Origin of the sequence: Aurantimicrobium sp. MWH-Uga1 (assembly GCF_003325955.1) — a bacterium.
GTDB lineage: Bacteria > Actinomycetota > Actinomycetes > Actinomycetales > Microbacteriaceae > Aurantimicrobium.
The window spans coordinates 451,644-474,159 of sequence record NZ_CP030929.1 but is presented as its reverse complement, the minus strand read 5'-3'; the positions used below and the strand labels follow the sequence as shown (position 1 = coordinate 474,159).

At 53.0% G+C, this 22,516-nt stretch carries 24 protein-coding genes; 10 read left to right on the top strand and 14 right to left on the bottom strand.

The features are described from left to right. Positions 1-594, top strand: a complete 594-nt coding sequence (locus tag AURUGA1_RS02470) for a DUF1003 domain-containing protein (protein WP_114128730.1) — start codon at positions 1-3, stop codon at positions 592-594. 3 nt (positions 595-597) lie between these two features. After that, positions 598-1,731 carry an Mrp/NBP35 family ATP-binding protein gene (locus AURUGA1_RS02465; protein ID WP_114128729.1) on the top strand — a complete coding sequence of 378 codons (1,134 nt, stop codon included), beginning with the start codon at positions 598-600 and terminating at the stop codon, positions 1,729-1,731. On the opposite strand, the gene AURUGA1_RS02460 is transcribed toward AURUGA1_RS02465, so the two are convergent. Continuing rightward, the gene (locus AURUGA1_RS02460; protein ID WP_114128728.1) at positions 1,728-3,164 is read right to left on the bottom strand and encodes a gamma-aminobutyraldehyde dehydrogenase; all 1,437 of its coding nucleotides are present in this window, start codon (positions 3,162-3,164) and stop codon (positions 1,728-1,730) included. The two genes, AURUGA1_RS02465 and AURUGA1_RS02460, sit on opposite strands and share 4 nt — an antisense overlap. Before the next feature lie 123 nt (positions 3,165-3,287). Here AURUGA1_RS02460 and AURUGA1_RS02455 point away from each other — a divergent pair, with 123 nt between their 5' ends. The 5 genes from AURUGA1_RS02455 (at position 3,288) to AURUGA1_RS02435 (ending at position 6,875) form a co-directional block, all read left to right on the top strand. Further along, on the top strand, positions 3,288-3,755 hold the full coding sequence (locus tag AURUGA1_RS02455; RefSeq protein WP_114128727.1) for an Lrp/AsnC family transcriptional regulator: 468 nt from the start codon (positions 3,288-3,290) through the stop codon (positions 3,753-3,755). A 45-nt stretch (positions 3,756-3,800) separates the two neighbouring features. Beyond that, the gene (locus AURUGA1_RS02450) at positions 3,801-5,219 is read left to right on the top strand and encodes an aspartate aminotransferase family protein (protein ID WP_256372962.1); all 1,419 of its coding nucleotides are present in this window, start codon (positions 3,801-3,803) and stop codon (positions 5,217-5,219) included. A gap of 112 nt (positions 5,220-5,331) precedes the next feature. Beyond that, positions 5,332-5,763, top strand: coding sequence for an Ada metal-binding domain-containing protein (locus tag AURUGA1_RS02445; RefSeq protein WP_114128725.1), 432 nt, complete (start codon positions 5,332-5,334; stop codon positions 5,761-5,763). Next, entirely contained in the window at positions 5,760-6,257 is a 498-nt protein-coding gene (locus tag AURUGA1_RS02440; protein WP_114128724.1) for a methylated-DNA--[protein]-cysteine S-methyltransferase, read from the top strand. The genes AURUGA1_RS02445 and AURUGA1_RS02440 overlap by 4 nt, the downstream gene beginning before the upstream one ends. After that, complete coding sequence (locus AURUGA1_RS02435; protein ID WP_114128723.1) at positions 6,258-6,875, top strand: DNA-3-methyladenine glycosylase I; 618 nt, start codon at positions 6,258-6,260, stop codon at positions 6,873-6,875. It abuts the gene before it with no gap. Here the strand turns inward: AURUGA1_RS02435 and AURUGA1_RS02430 are convergent. After that, entirely contained in the window at positions 6,872-7,225 is a 354-nt protein-coding gene (locus AURUGA1_RS02430) for a twin-arginine translocase TatA/TatE family subunit (RefSeq protein ID WP_114128722.1), read from the bottom strand. The two genes, AURUGA1_RS02435 and AURUGA1_RS02430, sit on opposite strands and share 4 nt — an antisense overlap. Before the next feature lie 62 nt (positions 7,226-7,287). Between AURUGA1_RS02430 and AURUGA1_RS02425 the strand changes: the two genes are divergently transcribed. Beyond that, the gene (locus tag AURUGA1_RS02425; RefSeq protein ID WP_114128721.1) at positions 7,288-7,917 is read left to right on the top strand and encodes an O-methyltransferase; all 630 of its coding nucleotides are present in this window, start codon (positions 7,288-7,290) and stop codon (positions 7,915-7,917) included. A 62-nt stretch (positions 7,918-7,979) separates the two neighbouring features. Here AURUGA1_RS02425 and AURUGA1_RS02420 read toward each other — a convergent pair whose 3' ends face one another. From AURUGA1_RS02420 to dapE, 3 genes are all read right to left on the bottom strand, one after another. Then, positions 7,980-8,153: a DUF3117 domain-containing protein gene (locus tag AURUGA1_RS02420; protein ID WP_096381811.1), complete on the bottom strand. Its 174-nt coding sequence runs from the start codon at positions 8,151-8,153 to the stop codon at positions 7,980-7,982. Positions 8,154-8,266: 113 nt separating this feature from the next. Next, complete coding sequence (locus AURUGA1_RS02415) at positions 8,267-9,445, bottom strand: hypothetical protein (RefSeq protein WP_240187380.1); 1,179 nt, start codon at positions 9,443-9,445, stop codon at positions 8,267-8,269. A 14-nt stretch (positions 9,446-9,459) separates the two neighbouring features. Beyond that, entirely contained in the window at positions 9,460-10,545 is a 1,086-nt protein-coding gene (dapE, locus tag AURUGA1_RS02410; RefSeq protein ID WP_114128720.1) for a succinyl-diaminopimelate desuccinylase, read from the bottom strand. 31 nt (positions 10,546-10,576) lie between these two features. Here dapE and dapD point away from each other — a divergent pair, with 31 nt between their 5' ends. Next, a complete protein-coding gene (gene dapD / locus AURUGA1_RS02405) occupies positions 10,577-11,524 on the top strand; it encodes a 2,3,4,5-tetrahydropyridine-2,6-dicarboxylate N-succinyltransferase (protein ID WP_114128719.1) in 948 nt (315 codons plus the stop codon). Positions 11,525-11,527: 3 nt separating this feature from the next. Here the strand turns inward: dapD and AURUGA1_RS02400 are convergent, their stop codons facing one another. The 5 genes from AURUGA1_RS02400 to AURUGA1_RS02380 all read right to left on the bottom strand — a co-directional run bounded on the left by AURUGA1_RS02400 (position 11,528) and on the right by AURUGA1_RS02380 (position 15,883). After that, positions 11,528-12,514, bottom strand: coding sequence for an alcohol dehydrogenase catalytic domain-containing protein (locus tag AURUGA1_RS02400; protein ID WP_240187401.1), 987 nt, complete (start codon positions 12,512-12,514; stop codon positions 11,528-11,530). Positions 12,515-12,588: 74 nt separating this feature from the next. Beyond that, the gene (locus AURUGA1_RS02395) at positions 12,589-13,884 is read right to left on the bottom strand and encodes a citrate synthase (RefSeq protein WP_240187379.1); all 1,296 of its coding nucleotides are present in this window, start codon (positions 13,882-13,884) and stop codon (positions 12,589-12,591) included. Between the two features lie 103 nt (positions 13,885-13,987). Next, a complete protein-coding gene (dapC, locus tag AURUGA1_RS02390; protein ID WP_114128717.1) occupies positions 13,988-15,091 on the bottom strand; it encodes a succinyldiaminopimelate transaminase in 1,104 nt (367 codons plus the stop codon). 5 nt (positions 15,092-15,096) lie between these two features. After that, entirely contained in the window at positions 15,097-15,414 is a 318-nt protein-coding gene (gene fdxA / locus AURUGA1_RS02385) for a ferredoxin (RefSeq protein ID WP_114128716.1), read from the bottom strand. A gap of 55 nt (positions 15,415-15,469) precedes the next feature. After that, a complete protein-coding gene (locus AURUGA1_RS02380) occupies positions 15,470-15,883 on the bottom strand; it encodes a hypothetical protein (protein WP_162784034.1) in 414 nt (137 codons plus the stop codon). Between the two features lie 159 nt (positions 15,884-16,042). Between AURUGA1_RS02380 and efeU the strand changes: the two genes are divergently transcribed. Continuing rightward, positions 16,043-16,858, top strand: coding sequence for an iron uptake transporter permease EfeU (gene efeU, locus AURUGA1_RS02375; protein WP_114128714.1), 816 nt, complete (start codon positions 16,043-16,045; stop codon positions 16,856-16,858). Positions 16,859-16,886: 28 nt separating this feature from the next. Here efeU and typA read toward each other — a convergent pair whose 3' ends face one another. The 4 genes from typA to AURUGA1_RS02355 all read right to left on the bottom strand — a co-directional run bounded on the left by typA (position 16,887) and on the right by AURUGA1_RS02355 (position 22,516). Further along, on the bottom strand, positions 16,887-18,794 hold the full coding sequence (typA, locus tag AURUGA1_RS02370; RefSeq protein ID WP_114129687.1) for a translational GTPase TypA: 1,908 nt from the start codon (positions 18,792-18,794) through the stop codon (positions 16,887-16,889). 179 nt (positions 18,795-18,973) lie between these two features. Next, a complete protein-coding gene (locus tag AURUGA1_RS02365) occupies positions 18,974-20,659 on the bottom strand; it encodes an ABC transporter ATP-binding protein (protein WP_114128713.1) in 1,686 nt (561 codons plus the stop codon). Beyond that, positions 20,656-21,597 carry an ABC transporter permease gene (locus AURUGA1_RS02360; RefSeq protein ID WP_114128712.1) on the bottom strand — a complete coding sequence of 314 codons (942 nt, stop codon included), beginning with the start codon at positions 21,595-21,597 and terminating at the stop codon, positions 20,656-20,658. The genes AURUGA1_RS02365 and AURUGA1_RS02360 overlap by 4 nt, the downstream gene beginning before the upstream one ends. Continuing rightward, positions 21,587-22,516, bottom strand: coding sequence for an ABC transporter permease (locus tag AURUGA1_RS02355; RefSeq protein ID WP_114128711.1), 930 nt, complete (start codon positions 22,514-22,516; stop codon positions 21,587-21,589). Before AURUGA1_RS02355 ends, AURUGA1_RS02360 begins: the two co-directional genes overlap by 11 nt.

The window sequence follows — 22,516 nt, the reverse complement described above, 5'->3', positions numbered from 1 at the left end:
ATGGCACGATTCAACCGTCACGATGAAAGCTTCGACTCCCCCAAAGGCTTCAGCGCGCTCAACCCACGCCCCAACCGATCTCGCGACCGTTTTGGCCGCTTTACCGAAGCAATCGCTCGCGGAATGGGAACGCCTTGGTTTTTGCTGGGCCTCACCATCTTCGCCATTGTTTGGATGGGCTTTAACACGTTTGCACCGCCTGCATGGCGTTTTGACTCCTATGCAATTGGCTTCACCGCTCTGACACTGATTCTGTCGCTGCAGGCCTCCTATGCAGCACCGATGATTCTGCTTGCACAGAACCGTCAAGATGACCGTGACCGCGTGCAGTTCGAGCAAGACCGTCAGCGCGCTGAGCGTAATCTTGCTGACACCGAATACCTTGCTCGCGAGGTTGTTGCACTGCGCCTTGCCATGAAGGATGTGGCAACCAAGGACTTCATCAAAGCTGAACTTCGATCTCTACTGGAAGAGCTGGAGAAGGAAGAAGCTCCTTCCACTGCCAAACCAGTTGCCAAAACTCCTGCCAAGCCTGCAGCCAAGAAAGCTCCAGCTAAGCCAGCGACTCGTCCAGCTTCACGCACATCCAAATAGCACGTGACTAACCTCTCCAACGCTGTTCGCGAAGCTGCGGGATCAGTCATTGATCCCGAGCTTCGGCGCAGCTTGGCAGAGTTGGGAATGATTGGTGCTGTTAGTGCCGAGGATGGCGTTGCCACTGTTGAGGTTCGACTGACCATCTCTGGCTGCCCGGCAGCACAGAAAATCGAAAGCGATGTTCGTGCTGCTGCAGCCAGTGTCAGCGGTGTTAGCGAGGTTGTTGTTTATGTTCAGGTGATGACCGCTGAGCAGCGTGCCGAACTCCTGACAAAGCTTCGTCCCGGTGGTCCCAAGCAGAACCCGTTCGGCCCCGGCACACTCACGCGGGTCATTGCGGTCACCAGCGGAAAAGGTGGCGTGGGCAAATCAACCCTCACAGCGAACCTAGCTGTCGCACTGGCTCAGCAAGGTTTCCGTGTGGGCATCTTGGATGCTGATGTCTATGGTTTTTCAATACCTGCGTTAATGGGTCTAGCACCCAACGGAGTCGCTACTAAACCCACGCGACTCGATGACATGATTGTTCCCCCCGTGGGTCACGAAGTGAAGGTCATCAGCATTGGCATGTTCGTCGAGAACGCCAATGCGGCTGTTGCTTGGCGTGGACCGATGTTGCAGCGCACCATCACGCAATTCCTCACCGATGTGTACTTTGGCGACCTCGACTTCTTGTTGTTAGATCTACCTCCCGGAACCGGTGATGTGGCGATCACCGTAGGACAGCAATTGCCTAATGCCGAAGTGCTCGTGGTGACAACGGGGCAAAGTGCCGCCAGTGAGGTTGCCGTGCGGGCAGGCGTCGTTGCACGCCAGACCGGCCAGCGCATCCTGGGCGTGGTGGAGAACATGGGCCCGTTAGTGTTACCGGATGGTTCAGCACTAGCGCTTTTTGGTCAGGGAGGTGCCGATACTGTTGCCCTCGAGCTGAGCATTGGCCAAGACAAAGCAGTAGAAGTTCTGGCTCGAATTCCGCTGAGCTTGAGTTTGCGTGAAGGCGGAGATGAGGGTATCCCTATCGTCCTTTCCCACCCTGCAGACCCAGCAGCACAGGCCATTAACGAGTTAGCCCGCGTGATTGCTCACAGCGGGCCGTCTCGTGCAGGTATCAACCTGGGTATCTCTCCGGCTTAGTCTCCGATGTAACTCATCACGTGCTTAATGCGGGTGTAGTCGTCAAAGCCATATCCAGAGAGGTCTTTACCGTAACCGGAGTGCTTGAAACCACCGTGAGGCATTTCAGCAACGATGGGGATGTGGGTGTTTATCCACACACAACCAAAGTCGAGTTTCTTCGCCATGCGCATGGCACGGCCGTGGTTTTGGGTCCACACCGAGGATGCGAGTGCGTAGTTCACGTCGTTTGCCCAGGTGAGTGCCTGTGCTTCATCGGTGAACTTCTGCACGGTCATCACGGGCCCGAAGATTTCGTTCTGGATAGCTTCGTCGGTTTGCTTGAGACCAGAAATGATGGTTGCTTCGTGGAAGTAACCCTGATCTCCCTGGCGTTGACCACCTAATTCAATGACCGCGTTATCAGGCAGGCGCTCAATGAAGCCTTGAACCTGAGCAAGCTGGTTCACATTGTTGACAGGGCCAAACATGGTGTTGGCGTCTAGTGGTGAACCAGTAATTGCATTGGCTCGTGCATATTTCACCAGCTCTGCCAAGAATTCTTCGTAGATACCCTCTTGCACGAGTAGACGAGTTGCTGCCGTGCAGTCCTGGCCAGCGTTGAAGTAGCCTGCACCAACAATTCCTTCGACCGCTGAAGGAATATCAGCATCGTCGAAGACGATGACGGGCGCCTTGCCACCGAGTTCAAGGTGAACGCGCTTGAGGTCCGTCGCTGCGCTTTTCGCTACTTCCATTCCGGCACGAACAGAACCGGTGATGGAGATCATTTGTGGAATCTTGTTCTCCACCATGGCTTTACCAGTTTCGCGGCTTCCCATCACTGCATTGAATACACCGGCAGGAAGGAACTCTGAGGCCATCTCAGCCAACAACATGGTGGAGGCTGGGGTGGTGTCAGAAGGCTTGAGCACGATGGTGTTTCCAGCGGCGATAGCAGGAGCAAACTTCCACACCGCCATGTTCAGCGGATAATTCCAGGGAGTGACTTGACCTATAACACCGATAGGTTCACGGCGAATCATGGAGGTGTGGTCGGCCATGTATTCGCCGGCAGACTTGCCTTCGAGATGGCGGGCTGCAGTGGCAAAGAAACGAATCTGATCAACCGAAGGCATGATCTCGTATTCCACGAGTGTCTCGAGTGGCTTACCGGTGTCCTTGGACTCGACCTCGGCGAACTCACGTGCGCGAGCTTCCATGGCATCGGCTATGCGAAAGAGCGCGAGCGAACGCTCACTCGGGGTTGTCTCGCCCCAGCTTTCGAATGCTGTTGCCGCGGCGCTGTAAGCGTCTGCAACATCTTTCTCGTTGGAGACCGGACTGGTCGCATAAACCTCTTCGGTCGCCGGGTTCAGAATCTCGAGGCGCTCATCCGAGCTCGATTCAACGAATTTGCCATTTACAAAGTTAGTGAAAGTGTGTGCACTCATAAACACAGCATATGACGAATACCGATAGTAAATAAAGGGTAATTCTGTGGATTTCGTAGTTTTGGGTTGACAATTCTGCGGTTTCACTTGCCACAGCCACTTTTTAGTGCCAGAATCAACCCCATGAACTCTAAGACTCGTAACGCACAACTTGATGAGGTCTCCAAGGCCATCATTGAGCAGCTGCAGGAAGACGGCCGTAGGTCTTATGCCGAAATCGGTAAGGCTGTCGGTCTATCTGAAGCAGCTGTGCGCCAACGAGTCCAAAAGCTCACCGACGCTGGCGTTATGCAGGTCGTCGCTGTGACAGACCCCATGCAATTGGGGTTCTACCGTCAAGCAATGATTGGATTGCGCTGCTCCGGGGACACCCGAGCAATTGCTGACCAATTAGCTGCCATGGAGTCTGTAGATTACGTCGTTCTCACGGCAGGATCATTCGACATCATGGCTGAAGTTGTCTGCGAATCAGATGATGATTTGATCAATCTTCTGAATGAGCAGATCCGAAAGCTTGAGGGCGTTGTTTCAACCGAAACCTTCGTTTATCTCAAGCTCCACAAACAGTTATACAACTGGGGAACGCGATAAAAAATGCCGTTATTCACATCACGGAAGAAAAAAGAAGCAGCACACGTGGCTGCACCCGCAGCGCATGTATCGGCAGATAAGCCCTACACCGCACCGGTATACAACAACAAGGACCTTCAGAAGAAGGCCAACGATCACCTCTGGATGCACTTCACTCGTCAGTCAGTGATGCACGAGAACGGTGTGCCCATCATCGTCAAGGGTGACGGTCACATGATCACCGACATCCAAGGCAAGAGCTACATTGACGGCCTCTCCGGCTTGTTTGTTGTTCAGGCTGGTCACGGACGCAAGCGTTTGGCTGAGGCTGCAGCGAAGCAGGCTGAAGAACTTGCCTTCTTCCCCATCTGGTCTTACGCACACCCTTCCGCAATTGAGCTCGCAGATCGTCTCGCTGACTACGCACCAGGCGATTTGAACAAGGTCTTCTTCTCCACCGGTGGTGGTGAAGCAGTTGAAACTGCGTTCAAGCTGGCAAAGCAGTACTGGAAGAAAATGGGTAAGCCCACCAAGCACAAGGTGATTTCTCGCTCTGTTGCTTACCACGGAACCCCACAGGGTGCTCTCTCCATCACAGGTATCCCTGCGATGAAGGAAATGTTCGAGCCTTTGGTTCCTTCCACCTTCCGTGTGCCCAACACCAACTTCTACCGCGCTGAACAGCACGGTGATGACCTGTACGCATTCGGTCAGTGGGCTGCTAACCGCATTGAAGAAATGATTGAGTTCGAAGGTCCAGACACTGTTGCAGCTGTTTTCCTCGAGCCCGTGCAGAACTCCGGTGGTGCATTTGCTCCTCCCCCCGGATACATGCAGCGTGTTCGTGAAATCTGCGACAAATACGATGTCCTCATGGTTTCCGATGAGGTTATTTGTGCCTTCGGTCGCATCGGTGAAATGTTTGCCTGCAACGCCTACGGTTATGTCCCCGACATGATCACTTGCGCCAAGGGTATGACCAGTGGTTACTCCCCTATCGGTGCAACCATCATCTCCGACAAGATCTACGAGCCCTTCTCCAAGGGAACAAGCTACTTCCCTCACGGTTACACCTTCGCAGGTCACCCCGTGTCAGCAGCTGTTGCTCTGGAAAACCTCAACATCTTCGAAGAAGAGAAGCTCAACGAGAACGTGCGCACCAACTCGCCACTGTTCCGTGCCGAGCTCGAGAAACTCTTGGACATTCCTATCGTCGGTGACGTTCGTGGTGATGGATACTTCTTCGCCATTGAGTTGGTCAAGGACAAGGCCACCAAGGAAACCTTCAACGATGACGAGTCCGAGCGTTTGCTCCGTGGATTCCTCTCCAAGGCCCTCTATGACGCAGGACTGTTCTGCCGTGCAGATGACCGTGGAGACCCCGTTGTTCAGCTTGCACCACCACTGACGATTGGTCCCAAGGAGTTCGCAGAAATGCGTGAAATCCTAGAGGGTGTCCTCAAAGAGGGTGCTCGTATCGTCTAAGCATTGAGACTCTGACTCTGGCGGAGGTTGACGAAATCATCCGCACGATGTCAGTATCCCAACTGGGGGCGTCGTCTGCATAAGGCGGCGCCCCCACTTTTTTGTGAATGAGATGTCGCACGAGTACATATCTTGGGCTGCATATTCGCGCCAGAATGAGGATATGCCCACACCACAGTTCTATGGAGTGACCACGACAGGAATCTACTGCCGTTTTGGGTGCCCTTCACGAACCCCTCGGCCAGAAAACGTGGTGTATCTGAACTCAACGCAGGATGCCCAGGTTCATGGTTTACGCCCCTGTAAACGATGTAGACCTGATCAGCTCATCGCCCCGCATCAGGCTTTCCATGAATTCGTTACGACACAGCTAGTGATTCTTGCTCAGCAACATCCTGCACACACCATCAAAGAGCATGCCCTGGCACTGTCGATTTCCACGCGGCAATTAGAACGGATTATCTTCATCCAAACCGGGCAATCTCCTCGGTCCTATCTCAATTACGTCACTTCTGCTTCCAGCTCTGAAAGAATCAGCACATGAGCGCAACCTTTGCCACCATCGATTCCCCCCTCGGACGCATCGAGCTGATCAGTGATGGTGAAGCCATCACTTATCTGAGTATTGAAGGTGAAGGAACTCCCCACGGACGCCTTCAGCACGGTGGGCGTCCGGGTACCCCTGATGCTGTCATCACCCAAGCGTCCAAGGAACTGGGCGAATATTTCGCTGGCATACGAAAAGACTTTGATGTTCCCGTCAAACTTGTGGGAACACCGTTTCAGCAGGCAATCTGGCATGAACTTCTGGCCATCCCCTATGGCGGCCACGCCTCTTATGGTGATCTTGCGGCCCGTGCCGGTAATCCCAAGGCAGCTCGGGCTGTGGGCGGCGCAGTGGGAGCTAACCCGGTTCCGATTATTGTTCCGTGCCACCGCATTCTTGCCGGCAACAACAAACTCACCGGCTACTCAGGTGGTTCTGGGGTTTCCACCAAGATTCAGCTTCTGGATATCGAAGGTATCGAATACAAGTAGATGGCTTACAACGATCTCGAAATTGGTGGGGACGGTTTAGCTCGCTGTGGCTGGGTCGGAAATGACTCTGAATACGCTCGCTATCACGATGAAGAGTGGGGTGTGAAGCTACTTGGCGATCACAAACTCTTCGAAAAGCTTTCCCTCGAGGGCTTCCAAGCTGGCCTGAGTTGGATCACCATCTTGAAACGTCGACCCGGGTTTCGTGATGCATTTCACAACTTTGATATCGATGCCGTTGCTGCCTTCACTTCAGATGATGCGGAACGGCTCATGCGTGACGAGCGCATCATTCGTCATCGAGCAAAGATTGAAGCAACCATCTCTAATGCGCAGGTAGCGCAGCGGATGATTGCACAGCAACCCGGTGCGCTCCATGATCTCATCTGGTCATTTCAACCATTGTCGAGGCAGCGTGCGAATGCGTGTGCTGGAGACGAGCAAGTGCGGTATCACTCTTTGGCCGAAATTCCTGCTGTCACTGTCGAATCTGAGCAGCTGAGCAAAGTCCTCAAACGACTGGGGTTTAAGTTTGTGGGAGCAACCACGATGTATGCGCTGATGCAATCTGCCGGCCTCGTTGACGATCACCTGGCAGGCTGCCACAGAGCTGTTTAGGTAGCTTCGATATCGAAGGGGGTAGCTGCGTTTGCGTCGCGCGGTGTCGCTTTCTTGGCAACTACTGCAGGGGCAATAACTGGAGCTACTTGAGGCGCGTCATCGAGAAGCGCCTCACGAATAATCCGACGAGGGTCATACTGGCGTGGATCGAGCTTCTTCCACTCCTCCTCATCAAAATCGTCACCGAGTTCTTCTTTGATGCGATCTTTGGCACCCGTGGTCATTTCTTTGAGCTTGCGCACCAACTGGCCAAATTTCGCCGAGTACGCAGGCAGTCGTTCGGGACCAATCACGAAAACAGCAATTACCCCAATGATGAGCAATTTCTCGAAGGTCAAACCAAACACACTACGAGAATACCGCTCCGAAAGCATGGGTTAGCTCTACGATTAAGCCCAAGGAGACTGACGTGACACACAACGAACTAACGTGGAAGTTCCTCAACGAATTTGATGTTGAGTCGAGCACACAGGCACAAGCCCGCGCTATTTCTCTCGAACACGGTTTAAATCCCATTAGTCCAGCTGTCGGAGCACAGCTTGCTTTGGTTGCTGCTGCAACAAATGCCACCAACATGATTGAGATTGGCACCGGTTGTGGCCTGTCTGGTTTGTGGCTTCTTTCCGGTGCTCCTGAGGCAACTCTGACCTCGATTGACCCCGAGTTTGAATACCACGAGCAAGCACGCGAGTTCTTTACTGAAGCAGGTTTCCCGGCCAGCCGTGTTCGCCTCATCACCGGCAAAGCTCTTGATGTTCTACCACGCATGAATGAGAACAGCTATGACGTTGTCCTTGTTGATGGTGACCCCAACCAGGTCGAACAGAACGTGGAACACGCATTGCGCCTAGTTCGTGTGGGCGGAACTGTGCTTGTTCCCCACGTCCTACACGACGGCGAAGTAGCCAACCCTGCCAAGCGCACAGCAGCAGTCAACGGATTGCGAGCCGTACTTACCGCTGCCCAAGAATCTGAGAACATCGTGGCAGCTCTCTCCCCTGCAGGTGATGGCCTGCTGCAGTTCACCAAGATTTCCTAAAACATCCATAAAAAAGAACCCCCGCTGTGATCAGCGGGGGTTCTTTCATTGAGACGTTAAAACTAGGCGGGGTTTACAACCTTGGCCAGTACGTCGTGAAGCTCCTTCGCTTCAGCGTCGTTGACGGAGACGACCAAACGGCCACCACCCTCGAGAGGAACGCGCACGATAATCAGGCGACCTTCCTTGACAGCCTCCATGGGACCGTCGCCGGTCCGTGGCTTCATTGCAGCCATTTAGGCCACCCCTTTCACTTACTTTGTGTACTTCTATTATCTCGTATTGTTTACTACTCAAAAACCACAGCTATGCCCCAAACAGCTACGGAATCCGTCGTTTCAGACTGTTGTTAGGGTGGACTCCAGTCGTATCCGTCAATGCGCCAACAGATCAACAGCCAGCCCCACTGCAACACGATGAAAAGCGCTGTGATGGTGATGCGATAGATCTTTGACTTCGGGGCAGCAATCGCACCCAAGGCGGGGAAGAGTGGGGCGAGCAAACGGAAGGTACTCGACTGTGGAAAGAAAACGGCTAAGAGGTAGAGTGCGTAGCTGATCAGCCAGAATCGAATGTCGACACCCAAACGCTTCATGGCCGGGGTAACCAAGAAGATAACAAACCCAATCACGAGCGCAGCAAGCAGAACATATCCGGCCACTTCGGGATAGCCGAAGTTGGTTGTCCACCACTGAGCAGCATAAATCCAGGGCGTAAACGGTACAAGTTCTTGGTAGCCGATGTAGGCAGAACGCCACGCTAATTCTGTTTCTAGATATGCCGTAGGCATACCTGTGACCACACCGGCAATGAACAACCAGACAACCCCAGAAAGTGCGGCAATAAGTGCAACTGCTGCCACCAGGACTTTCTCTTTGAGAGGGAAGCGTGCTTTCTGCACCGCGCGATAAATCCAGTGCAGCACCAACGTCAAAGCAATGGCGAGAGATCCGGGTCGAGTTACTGATAACACCAGAACGACCGGAATCATCCAGACATACTTGCGTCGCACCAACAAATACAGCGCTATGACAATCAGCATCAGCTGCATCGACTCGGCATAAGCCAGTTGGAATAGCGGTGAAACCGGGGCCACCGAGAACAACAGCACGGCGAACAGGGCTTGTTGTGCGGGAACGAAACGGGTCAGAAGCTTGTAGAACACCAGTGTGGCTACATACGCGCACACCACCGTGATGATGATGGCAGCGATATTCCAGGGCAGGCCGGTCAACACCATCACTCCCCTCACTAGAGCGGGATAGACCGGCATAAATGCCCACGCGTTCTCGGCGATGTGGCCATCTTCGGTGAGAGGAAGTTGGGTTGGATAACCAACTTCAGCAATGATGTTGTACCAGCGACCGTCCCACATCGAGGAGAAATCCCAAAGACTGGGCTGTGCACCTGTCCAGGCATTCTCTGCCTGTTGACTGGCCAAGACGAGAAGCATGGCCGTGGATATGGCTCGGCCAAGCAGGAAGATCAAGCTGACCTTAATCCACCAGGCCAGTCGTGTACGTGCCATCCCCCGAAAGTCCTTTAGGCCTGAGTAAGCCAGGTGCGAAGTGCCTGCTCGCAGGACTCAATCTGTGACGTCAATACGCGCTCATCATCAGTGTGGGCAAGGGAAGGGTCACCTGGCCCAAAGTTCACTGCAGGAATACCTAACTCCGAAAAGCGCGAAACATCCGTCCAGCCATATTTGGGCTTGGGCTCTTCCCCTACCGCAGCGACAAAGTCTTGTGCGATGGCAGCAGTTAACCCAGGCCTAGCACCCTCAGCGCTATCAGTTACAACCACATCAAAACCAGTAAATACTTCCTGCACGTGTGCAAGAGCTTGTTCAACTGACTTATCTGGAGCAAACCTGTAATTCACGGTAAGCGCTGCAGCATCGGGGATCACATTGCCGGCAACACCACCAGAAATCCCTACAGCGCTTAACCCCTCGCGATAATCCAGGCCATCCACTGTGATTGTTACGGGTGTATATGCCTCTAACGCAGCCAGTGCAGGTGAGAGTTTGTGAATAGCGTTCTCACCCATCCACGCTCTGGCTGAGTGCGCACGAACGCCCTTGGTGCGTACCTCTACACGTAACGTCCCATTGCAACCGCCCTCTACGGTGGAGTTGGAGGGTTCACCCAAAATTGCGAAGTCACCGGTAAGCAGCTCAGGAGCAACAACTGCCAAGCGCCCTAACCCATTGAGAGAAGATTCAACTTCTTCGTGGTCGTACCAAATCCAGGTGATGTCATAAGCGGGTTCGGTGAGTTCTGCGGCAAGTTTGAGAGCAACGGCAACGCCGGCCTTCATGTCAACAGTTCCCCTACCCCACAACCATTGGGCGCCTTCTTCTTCGCTGTAGCGAACCGGAAGGTTGTTGTTGACCGGAACGGTATCAATATGCCCAGCAATAATGACGCGTTGCGAGCGACCAAGGTTTGTTCGTGCCACGACAGCATCTTCATTGCGGAAGATGTCCAGATGCGCATATTCAGACAGTGCTGCTTCAATCGCATTTGCGAGGGCGTGCTCATTGCCTGAAACAGACTCAATGTTGCAAATGTCTGCTGTGAGCTCAACGCAAGTGCGGAACACATCAAGCGTTGGCGTGGAGGACATACCCCAAGTTTATCGCCGGTAACCTAGAGGCATGGTTTCTTCGCAGACAAACACGCACGCCTGGGGTTACGGGCTCGCAACTGTTGCCTCAGATGGCACCGTATTAGACACCTGGTATCCCTCTCCCCAGTTGGGCACACTGCCTGCTGGACGTGACAAGTGGATTGTTCCTGCCGAACTTGAAGACCTCGTCGGTGAGGATGCTCGTCGCAAGGTCGCCTTGGAAGCTGTCACCGTCGAGATCAACCTCGACGAACCAGCACAGGGTACCTCTGACGCCTATCTTCGCCTCCATCTGCTTTCTCACCTTCTGGTTGCCCCGAACACCATCAACCTCGATGGCATCTTTGGCCAACTCCCTAACGTGGTGTGGACCAACGCGGGGCCTGTGCACCCAGCCGATTTCACTGCGCTTCGCCCCCGGCTCCTTCGTGAGGGCATTCAGGCTCAAGGAATCGACCGATTCCCCCGCCTGACCGACTACGTCACCCCCGACCGCGTCCGCATCGCAGATGCGTCCCGCGTGCGCTTAGGCGCACATCTTGCTCCAGGAACTGTTGTCATGCACGAAGGTTTTGTGAACTTCAATGCTGGAACACTGGGAACCTCGATGGTGGAAGGCCGTATCTCTCAAGGGGTTGTCGTCGGTGATGGGTCAGACATTGGCGGTGGTGCATCCATCATGGGAACGCTTTCCGGCGGTGGAACCGAGAAAATCAAGATTGGTCAGCGTTCACTCTTAGGAGCGAACTCAGGCATCGGAATCTCCATCGGTGATGACTGCGTCGTTGAGGCGGGCTTGTACGTCACCGCTGGCACCAAGATCAATGTCATTGATGGAGAGAACACAACAGTCATGAAGGCAAAGGAACTTTCCGGAGTGAACAACTTGTTGTTCCGCCGTAACTCGGGAACCGGTGCCGTAGAGGTAACTTCGCGCACAGGCGTGGGCATTGTTCTCAACTCCGCCCTGCACTAATGTCTAGGGCGCAATAATTGTCACACCAGGTTCAGTACCTTCGCTCATCGCGGCTAACGCATCGGGTACCTCATCCAAACTAATGGTGCGGGTAATGAACTGCCCAGGGTCAATAGCGCCACTTGCAATGTCCGACAGCATCTGTGGATAAGCAGCTGCAGCCATACCGTGTGAGCCCAACACCTGTAATTCACGGCCAATCACTAAATGCATGGGGACAGTAGCCCGGTCTCCGATCTTGGCAGGTAGCAATAAACCTATTTGAACGTGGCGTCCCTGAACTCGCAGGCTTTCCACGGCGGTCCTAGACGTTTCTATACTGCCCAGGGCGTCTACGGAAACATCTGCACCCCCAGGAACAAGCTCATGGATAGCCTGAAGCACGTTTCCGTCCTGAGCATTGATCACATGCGCCGCACCGGCCATGCGGGCAAGCTTCAACGCATCCTTGTTCACATCGACAGCAATGACTTGTGCCCCACAAGAGGCTGCCGCCATAACGGCTGCTAAACCAATCCCGCCACAACCAAATACAGCAACGCTCTCTCCCTGAGTGACTGCTGCGACATGCTTGATGGCCCGATAGCTTGTGGCAAAGCGACACCCTAAGCTTGCTGCCACATCGAAGGGAACTTCATCAGGAAGTTTCACTGCATTGAAGTCTGCACGTGGAATAGCGACGAACTGAGCATAGGTACCTGGGCCACTGAAACCTGGTTGCCATTGATCTGGACAAACCTGGGCATTGCCACTTTCACACCACGAGCATTGTCCGCAACCACACACAAAGGGGAAAACGACTCTGTCTCCCACAGCAAGACCAGAAACCTCTGCTCCTACCTCATGAACCACCCCAGCAAACTCATGGCCTGGGATGTGAGGAAAAACCGTGATGTCGGGATCATGACCCTGCCAGGCATGCCAGTCAGAGCGGCACAATCCAGCGGCTTTGACTTCGATAACCACACCGTCAACAGGAACTGATGGCATTGCCACGTCAACAACAGTAAGCGGCCCTGCAAACTGTTCAAACTGGACTGCCTTCATGGCGGAGACGAGAAGGCTCAGAGGTTACGAAGCTGGTCGCCGATGTAGAGCTGCTGTGGGCGACCAATCTTGGTCTGTGGGTCTAGGTTCATTTCGCGCCAGTGCGCAATCCAACCAGGGAGACGACCTAGAGCAAACAGAACAGTAAACATGCGTGTGGGGAAACCCATCGCCTTGTAAATCACACCTGTGTAGAAGTCCACGTTGGGGTAGAGCTTGCGCTCCTTGAAGTAGTCATCCTCGAGCGCGATCCCTTCAAGTTCCTTCGCGATACCCAGCAGTGGGTCGTTGACGCCGAGGGCTGCGAGAACCTCGTCAGCGGTGTCCTTCACCAGGCGTGCGCGAGGGTCGTAGTTCTTGTACACGCGGTGACCAAAGCCCATCAGGCGGACACCGTCTTCCTTATTCTTGACGCGCTCAACGTACTTCGAGACGGATTCCCCTGAAGCTTGGATTTCTGCGAGCATTGTCAAAACCGCTTCGTTCGCTCCACCGTGAAGGGGGCCAAACAGAGCGTTGATACCCGCAGAGACTGATGCGAACAGGTTCGCATCAGTTGATCCAACCAAACGCACCGTCGAGGTTGAGGCGTTCTGCTCGTGGTCTGCATGCAGAATGAGCAAACGCTCGAGAGCATTGACGACAACAGGGTTCTGAACGTAAGGCTCTGCCTTATTGCCGAAGGTCAAACGCAAGAAGTTCTCAACATAGGACAGCGAGTTGTCTGGGTAAAGACGTGCCTGTCCGATGCTCTTCTTGTGAGCATAGGCGGCCATAACGGGAAGCTTGGCCAGTAGACGGTAAGTCGAGGTCTCAACCTGCTCCGGGTTTTTGGGATCTAGTGAGTCTTCGTAGTAGGTCGACAGAGCTGAAACACCTGCAGAGAGCACCGGCATAGGGTGTGCGCGACGTGGGAATCCGGAGAAGAAATCCTTGAGGTCTTCGTGCAGGAGTGTGTGACGACGAATGTTTTCTTCGAAGTTTTCTTTCTCGACTGCATGTGGAACTTCGCCGTGAATAAGCAGGTAAGCAGTTTCAAGGAAGGTCAGGTTAGTGGCCACCTGGTCAATGGGATATCCGCGGTAGCGCAGGATTCCAGCCTCACCATCGATGTAGGTGATTTTCGACTTGGTGGAAGCGGTGTTGACGAAGCCATAGTCCAGTGCGGTGAGGCCTGTCTGCTTGGTCAAAGTTGAGAGGTCAATTGCAGGATTGCCTTCGGTACCATGCAAAACGGGTAGCTCAATGGTCTTGCCGTTATATGTGAGGGAGATGTTCTCCCCCGCAGGCACTGAGTTAGTAGCTTCAGTCACGAAGACTCCTTGTGGAAACTGTCTTAGGTGAGTGGATACTCAAGTTCATTCATGGTGATGAAATCCCCAAGTTATCCAAGCCTATTGGCAAAAAGTACTGTTGCTAAACACTGAGAAGTCTGCGTGCAGCCTCAGCAATACGCTCGTCAGTTTCAGTCAGAGACAAACGAACATGGTTGGGATAGAAATCACCATAAAAAACCCCTGGGCCAGCAATGATTCCTAAGCTTGCAAGCTTGTCAATCGACGCCCACGCATCCACACCTTCGGTGACCCATAAGTAGAGTCCCGCTTCACTGTGATCGATGCGGTATCCGGCAGAGTTCAACGCAGGAATGAGCAACTCCCGGCGAGCGCGATAGCGTTCTTTTTGAACTGCAACGTGTGCATCATCAGTGAGTGCGGCAAGCATCGCCACCTGGACTGGCCCCGGTTGCATCATGCCTGCGTGCTTACGAATGTTGGTGAGCTGGGCAATCAACGCGGCATCCCCAGCAACAAATGCTGCACGATATCCAGCGAGGTTGGACTGTTTGCTCAGGGAATACGCGGTGAGAATTCCCGTGAGATCGCCCCCGGTTACCTCGGGATCAAGCAGGCTAGGAATAGGTTCGTGTTCCCAGCGCCCAGACCATCCCAGCTCGGCATAACACTCGTCGCCGACGATATAGGCACCGAGTTCACGCGCTCGCTGAACACGCGCCTTGAGCTGCACTTTATCCAGGACCTGACCATCTGGATTACCAGGGCTGTTGAGCCACACCAGCTTGGTGCTCTCAGGCCATGTTGCTGGATCATCTGAGGGGAAAGGAGTCGCCTCAGCCATGCGAGCGCCGATCTCGTAGGTCGGATAGGCAGCAGTGGGGTGCACGACCACATCACCGGGCCCCAGGCGCAACATAAACGGCAGCCAGGCAACAAATTCTTTAGATCCGATGGTGGGCAGGACATTCTCCACACCAAGTCCCGTCACTCCACGACGGCGGGCGAACCACTCAACGATTGCGTCGCGTAAGGCGGGAGTTCCGATTGTCGTGGGGTATGCGTGTGAATCAGTTGCCTGAGCAAGGGCAGCACGAATGACTTCTGGCGTGGGGTCTACCGGTGAACCAATGGAGAGATCGATGGCGCCGCCGGGATGAGCTTTCGCCTTGGCCACAAAGGGCGACATGGCATCCCATGGGTAATCAGGCAGCTCTGTGAGCATGAAACTTAGGCCTGTGGGGGCAGCGCAGTTATGACAGGGTGGTCGCCCTTGATAACGCCAACCTTGGCAGCTCCACCGGGAGATCCAATTTCTTGGAAGAATTCTACGTTTGCCTTGTAGTAGTCAGCCCACTGCTCTGGGAGATCATCTTCGTAGTAGATAGCTTCAACGGGGCACACTGGTTCGCATGCACCGCAGTCCACACACTCATCGGGGTGGATGTAAAGCATACGGTCACCTTCGTAGATGCAATCTACGGGGCATTCATCGATGCAGGCACGGTCTTTGACATCTACACATGGCAAGGCGATGACGTAGGTCAAGGTGGGGCTCCTCTATCGAAAGTTCAGGTGGGTCTGACTTAACTTTACTGTTCTTTTATGAGCTGCTGATGCTCTCGCCACGGCGGTGTTCAGGCAATTTGGGCCACGCGACGACGACGAGGGCAATGAGCGTGGGAGCTACAGCCCAGATTGTGCCCAGCAGATTGTTAGGCACAAGAACGGATCCCCCAACGCTACGCAAACTCAAGAGAAAAACCATGCCAATGATTCCCAGTGCCGCACACAGCACAATGAGCCTGTCTTGAACAACCATTCTCAAACCCACGAGGAAACCGATAAGCACGATGAGAGAAAGAATCAAGCCCCAGGGAATATCGATTCCCAACACTGTCACGACGTTTTGATGAGCAACGGTGGTGATTGATCCAACCAAAAGCCCCATCACGAGTGCTCCGAGGCACAGCAATAATTGGGTGGACCTGGGGCGTGCGGTGGGTTGTTCGACCATTTATGTAGTGTACCTAGCTAAAAATCATTCGTATCCGTATGATTATTTCCATCCTAAAGAATATACAGTTTGACCAAGTTAGGTTATCCTTACTAAGGTAAACCTTACTTAGGTTAACCTAACCCCTTCGATGCAACCAGAAAGACCAGTGCCAGAATAATGTTCGCAAACTTGCTCATCGGTCTTCGTGAAGGCCTCGAAGCGGCACTGATCATCGGTATTCTCGGTGCTTATCTGATCAAGATAGATCGCCGTGATGTGTTGCCCAAGATGTGGGCGGGTGTTGGTATAGCTGCACTTCTCTCTGCTGCAATAGGAATCATTCTCGGTGTTGGTGTTGCAACGCTGGATGACAGATCAGAGGAAATCCTCGCAGGGGCGCTGTCGTTCCTGGCTGTGGTGCTTGTAACCTGGATGATCTTCTGGATGTCCAAAACTGCCCGCAGCATCAAAGCACATTTGGAATCAGATGTAGACAAGAACCTTGCCGGAAACGGTTGGGGAATCATGCTTGTCGCATTTTTGGCTGTTGGGCGTGAGGGAATTGAAACAGCCGTCTTCATCTGGGCTGCAGCCAACGCAACAGGTGAACGCCTTCTGCCAACACTGGGCGCCGTCATTGGTCTCGGAATAGCAGCTCTGCTGGGATGGCTGATCTTCAAGGGAATGGTTCGCCTGGATCTCAAGAAATTCTTCACCTGGTCAGGAGCTTTCCTCATCATTGTGGCTGCCGGAATCCTCAGCTATGGAATCCACGAATGGCAAGAAGCTGGTTTGCTTCCAGGTGATGCCAGCAAGGCCTTTAACGTGGAAGCTGTCATAGCTCCAGACACCTGGTATGCCGTTTTACTTCGAGGAACAGTTGGTTTTACGCCCGAAATGTCTTGGCTGCAGGTTATCGGCTGGGTTCTCTACGTCGGAATAACCATGACGGTTTTCCTACGTTCAATGAAAACGAAAGCCCCCGCCAAATAAAGCGAGGGCTTGTCGTAGCTAAATCCGATTACTCGTTCTGCTTTTTGAGACGGCTTGCGTTACGTGCACGAGACTGAGCATCAAGCTCAACCTTGCGAATGCGCACCGTTTCAGGTGTGACCTCAACACACTCGTCTTCACGAGCGAACTCAAGGCACTCCTCGAGAGAAAGCTGACGTGAGGGAGTCATTGACTCGAAGCTGTCTGCCGTCGACGAACGCATGTTTGTCAGCTTCTTTTCCTTGGTGATGTTCACATCCATGTCATCAGCACGAGAGTTCTCACCAATAACCATGCCCTCATAAACCTCTTCAGTGGGCTGAACGAAGAAGCTCATGCGCTCCTGTAGACCAATGATGGCGAAGGGTGTGACAACACCGGCGCGGTCGGCCACGATTGACCCGTTGACGCGGGTGACAATCTGGCCAGCCCACTCTTCATAACCGTGAGCAATCGCGTTCGCGATACCGGTACCACGGGTTGCCGTGAGGAACTCAGTGCGGAAACCAATCAGACCACGGGAAGGAACGATGAATTCCATACGAACCCACCCGGTTCCGTGGTTAACCATCGATTCCATTCGTCCCTTGCGTGCGGCAAGGAGCTGCGTGATTGCACCGAGGTATTCCTCAGGTGCATCAATGGTGAGGTGCTCATAAGGTTCGTGAACCTTGCCATCAACCTTCTTGGTCACTACTTGAGGCTTACCCACGGTGAGCTCGAAACCTTCACGGCGCATGTTTTCAACCAAAATAGCCAGCGCAAGTTCACCACGACCCTGAACTTCCCAGGTGTCAGGGCGGCCAATATCAACAACCTTGAGCGAAACGTTACCAATGAGCTCACGGTCGAGACGGTCTTTCACCATACGAGCGGTGAGCTTGTGACCCTTGACCTTACCTACCAAAGGAGAGGTGTTCGTTCCGATCGTCATCGAAATAGCGGGGTCGTCCACTGTAATGGCGGGAAGAGGACGAACATCATCCGGATCAGCAAGAGTTTCACCAATGGTGATCTCATCAATACCTGCCACAGCAACAATGTCACCAGGAGCAGCACTCTCAGCAGGGAAACGCTCGAGGGCTTTGGTCTTCAATAGTTCGGTAATGCGAACGTTGGAGACAGTGCCATCGTGTTTCACCCAGGCAACGGTCTGCCCCTTTTTGATCGTTCCGTTGAACACACGAATCAGAGCCAAACGACCTAAGAAGGGCGAGGCGTCCAAGTTGGTGACGTGCGCCTGAAGCGGTGCTTCATCATCGTAGGAGGGAGCAGGAATGTGCTCGAGAATGGCTTCAAAAAGAGGCTCAAGGTCATCGTTATCTGGCAAAGAACCATCTGCGGGCTTGTTGTGGCTTGCAGCGCCGGCACGGCCAGATGCATAAACAACAGGTACATCAAGGATGGAATCCAGATCCAGATCGGGAACATCGTCAGCCATATCGGAAGCAAGACCGAGCAGCAGATCCTGACTTTCGCCCACAACCTCGTCGATACGAGCATCGGGACGGTCAGTTTTGTTCACCAACAAGATCACGGGAAGCTTTGCTTCCAGTGCTTTGCGTAAAACGAAGCGGGTCTGAGGAAGAGGACCTTCAGAGGCATCAACCAGAAGCACAACGCCGTCCACCATAGACAGACCGCGCTCCACCTCGCCACCGAAGTCAGCGTGGCCAGGAGTGTCAATCACGTTAATGGTGATCGGGCCGTTGGTGGCGTGCTTTCCCTCGTAGGACACTGCAGTGTTCTTCGCAAGGATGGTGATGCCTTTTTCGCGTTCAAGATCGTTGGAGTCCATCATGCGGTCTTCGCCAGCAAAGTGGGCGTCAAACGAGTTGGTCTGCTTGAGCATTGCGTCAACAAGAGTGGTCTTACCGTGGTCAACGTGAGCAACGATTGCGACGTTGCGCAGGTCTGAGCGGAGGGCGTGCGCCATGAAAAATCCTCTCGATGACCTCACCTGGTCATCGTTTGTGAAAAGTGAGCGCCCGAATAACGTGTACCAGCGGCACCACAAGTGTGCGATGCCGGGAAAATCGAGCAGTTCAAGCATACCGCAGGCCTGAAAGAATACCGCTGTGAGTTCTTTACACAACGAGAAAGGAGGAGAAATCCTTAGTGAATATGTGCGCCGGGAATAGCTTCCAGTAACTTTCTCGTGTATTCCTGCTGCGGATTATCAAACACGGTTTGCGTCGCTGCAGCCTCGACAATTTCTCCCTTGTTCATGACGCACACATTGTCAGCGATGAGACGAACAACGGCAAGGTCGTGCGTGATGAAGAGATACGTCAGACCTAAATCTTGCTGAAGCTGATGGAGCAACGCGAGAATTTGCGCTTGAACAAGAACATCGAGTGCTGACACCGCTTCATCGAGAATGACAATCTCCGGCTTGAGCGCTAATGCACGAGCGATGGCGACTCTCTGACGCTGCCCGCCAGAAAGCTCGTTGGGATATCGTGTGGCGATGGTCTGCGGTAGCGAGACTTGATCAAGAAGCTCCATCACTCGAGCGTTTCTCTCCTGCCTCGAACCGACGCGGTGAGTCAACAGGGGCTCAGCAATAGTGTTGAAAATGTTCCTCAATGGATCCAGAGAGCCATACGGATCTTGGAAAACGGGTTGCATCCGACGGCGCAGATCAAACAAACCTTTCTTGTTCAAAGAACCCACGTTGCTGCCCTCAACTTCAATAAATCCTGAGGTAGGTTTTTCCAAGCCCAGCAACATCTTTGCCACGGTGGACTTTCCGGAACCAGATTCCCCGACCAAGGCCATAGTGGTTCCCCGGGGTATGGAGAAAGAAACATTTTTTACTGCCGAAAAGAGTGATTTCTTCAACCCATTTCCGCCACGAATTTCAAAATCTTTGCACAGCTGTGACACCTCAATTGCAATATCGCTGGCTGAATTTTTTTGAGTCCGTTGGGCTGCCACCTCAATTAGATCAAAGTCTTTATCAGCTCCTTGTACTGCGTGCGTTCCACTCACTCTCTTTGAGGCGATACTTGGTGCTGCAGCGACAAGCCGCTGAGTGTAGGGGTGCAGAGGATTACTGAGAATATCTTTACTTGGTCCTGCCTCAACAATTTTGCCCTTGTACATCACGACAAGTTGTTCTGCCCGCTCCGCTGCAAGCCCAAGGTCGTGGGTGATAAGAATCACCGCAGTGTTTTTTTCACGAGTGAGCTCATCCAAGTGATCGAGAATGGTCCGCTGCACTGTCACGTCCAATGCAGAAGTCGGCTCATCTGCAATGAGGAGTTGGGGGTTAGCGGAGAGTCCGATACCAATCAATACTCTTTGGCGCATTCCGCCAGAGAATTGGTGTGGAAACTGCTTGAGGCGTTTTTCTGGATCCGCAAGACCGGCTTGTTCAAGAACTTCGATTGCTTTGGCTCGAACCTCTTTTTTCCCCGAAGCAACCCCATTTGCCTTGATTGTTTCCTCGACTTGAAATCCCACATTCCACACAGGATTGAGATTAGACATGGGATCTTGAGGAACAAATCCGATCTGCCTTCCTCGGATTTTTTCTAAGTCAGATTCGCCGAGACCAACTAACTCTTGGCCATCAAAACGAATGCTTCCGCCAGTAATTTTTCCTGTTCCAGGGAGCAAATTGATGATGGCGTGAGCTGTGGTCGATTTACCAGAGCCTGACTCCCCCACGATGGCCATGGTCTGTCCTGGCATCAATGTGATGTCGATGCCATCAACAGCTGTCACCTCGCCATTCTGCGTGGAAAAACCAACCTTGAGGTCTCGAATTTCTAATAGTGGGTTTTGGGATGTCATCTGCGCGCCCTCGCCTTCGGGTCGAGCGCATCTCTGATGACTTCGCCCATCATGATGAACGCAAGAACAGTGATGGAGAGAGCAAGAGAAGGCCAAATGAGGGTTTGAGGTGCGGTACGCAAGTCACCTTGTGCCTGAGAAATGTCATTTCCCCACGACATGAACGTCGGAGGCAATCCAACACCTAAGAATGAAAGGGTGGCTTCAGCAACAATCGCAGCGGCTAAAGAAATAGTTGTTACCGCGATTACGGGTGCAATTGAGTTTGGCAATACATGTCTGAGCAAAATACGGAATCGACTTACTCCAATAGCAGTGGACGCCATCACATAATCTGAGTTTTTCACTCGAAGAATTTCGGCACGCAAGACTCGTGCCGTAGAAGGCCACGCGAAAATTCCAATTGCGAGCGAGATTACAATGACGTTTCTGTGTTCCGAAAACACAGACATGATGACCACTGCAGCGAGAATGTAAGGAATGGAGAAGAAAATATCTCCAGCGCGGGAGAGCAGACCATCTAGCCAGCCGCCATAGAAACCGGCAAATGCTCCAAAAACAATTCCTAGTACCGCCGTCAAGATGGTGACGACAATACCAACCGAGAGCGATGTTGAGGTTCCGTAAATGATGCGGCTATATACATCACAACCTTGTTTGGTAAATCCGAGCGGATGTCCATCAACCGGGGCCCCATTGCTATTGGCAAGTAGACAGTTGGAATCTGGTGAGGTTTGAGTAAACCATCCTGGAAAGAGTGCAACAAGAGTGACCAACAGGATAAGAACACCGGAGATGTAAAACATCGGCCGCTTGCGCATATCACGCCAGGCATCAATCCAGAGATTGCTGGGTTTCTCAGAAATGGAGACAGAATCAACTGCCGCAACTGGAGTCTCCTCAATGGGAGCCACGAAATGCGTTGGTTTATTTGCCATAGCGAATCCTTGGGTCAAGTGCGGCGTACAGCAAGTCTGTAATCAGGTTGACGACCAAATAAATCAAGACCATCACGGTGACAAATGAGACAACAGTGGGACCCTCACCACGAATAATTGCCTGGTAGAGGGTGCGTCCAACACCGGGAACATTGAATATTCCTTCGGTCACTGTCGCTCCGACCAGAAGTACTCCAAAGTCAACAGCAAGGAATGTTACTACGGGGATGAGCGAGTTTCGCAAGATGTGAACTCCAATAACTCGCCGTCTCCCCAAGCCTTTGCTAAATGCGGTCCTGACAAAGTCCTGACCTTCGGTATCAATGACAGAGTTGCGCGTCAGACGGATGATATAAGCAATACTCACTGTAGCCAGGACGATTGCTGGCAGTATCAATTCGCCCCACTCCGCAGATGCTGAAACCGTAGGTCGTGCCCAGCCAAGATTCAATGCAAAAACTAATTGCATCACGAAGGCAATAACAAAGATGGGCAATGAAATCAGGATCAGACTGACGACCAATGCCGATGAGTCAAAAAGTTTGCCTTTTCGAAGCCCGGAGAACAATCCAACGGTGATTCCAACGACCATTTCAAAAAAGAGAGCTAACGTTGCCAAGCGCAGTGTCACAGGGAAAGTGGAGGCCAGAATATCGGCAACAGGTTGGCCTGAGAACGAGGTTCCGAAATCACCGCGGAAAATTCCACCGATGTAAATCAAGTATTGAATGATGAAGGGCTGATCAAGGTGATAGCGTTCCCGCAATTGTGCAGCGACGGCTTCGTTCACTCCTCTGTCACCAAAAAGAGCAACGATAGGGTCACCCGGCATGGCAAAAACCATGAAATAAATCAGCAGGGTGGTGCCGAAGAATACGGGAATCGCCTGCAGTATGCGGCGAATGATATAACCAAGCAC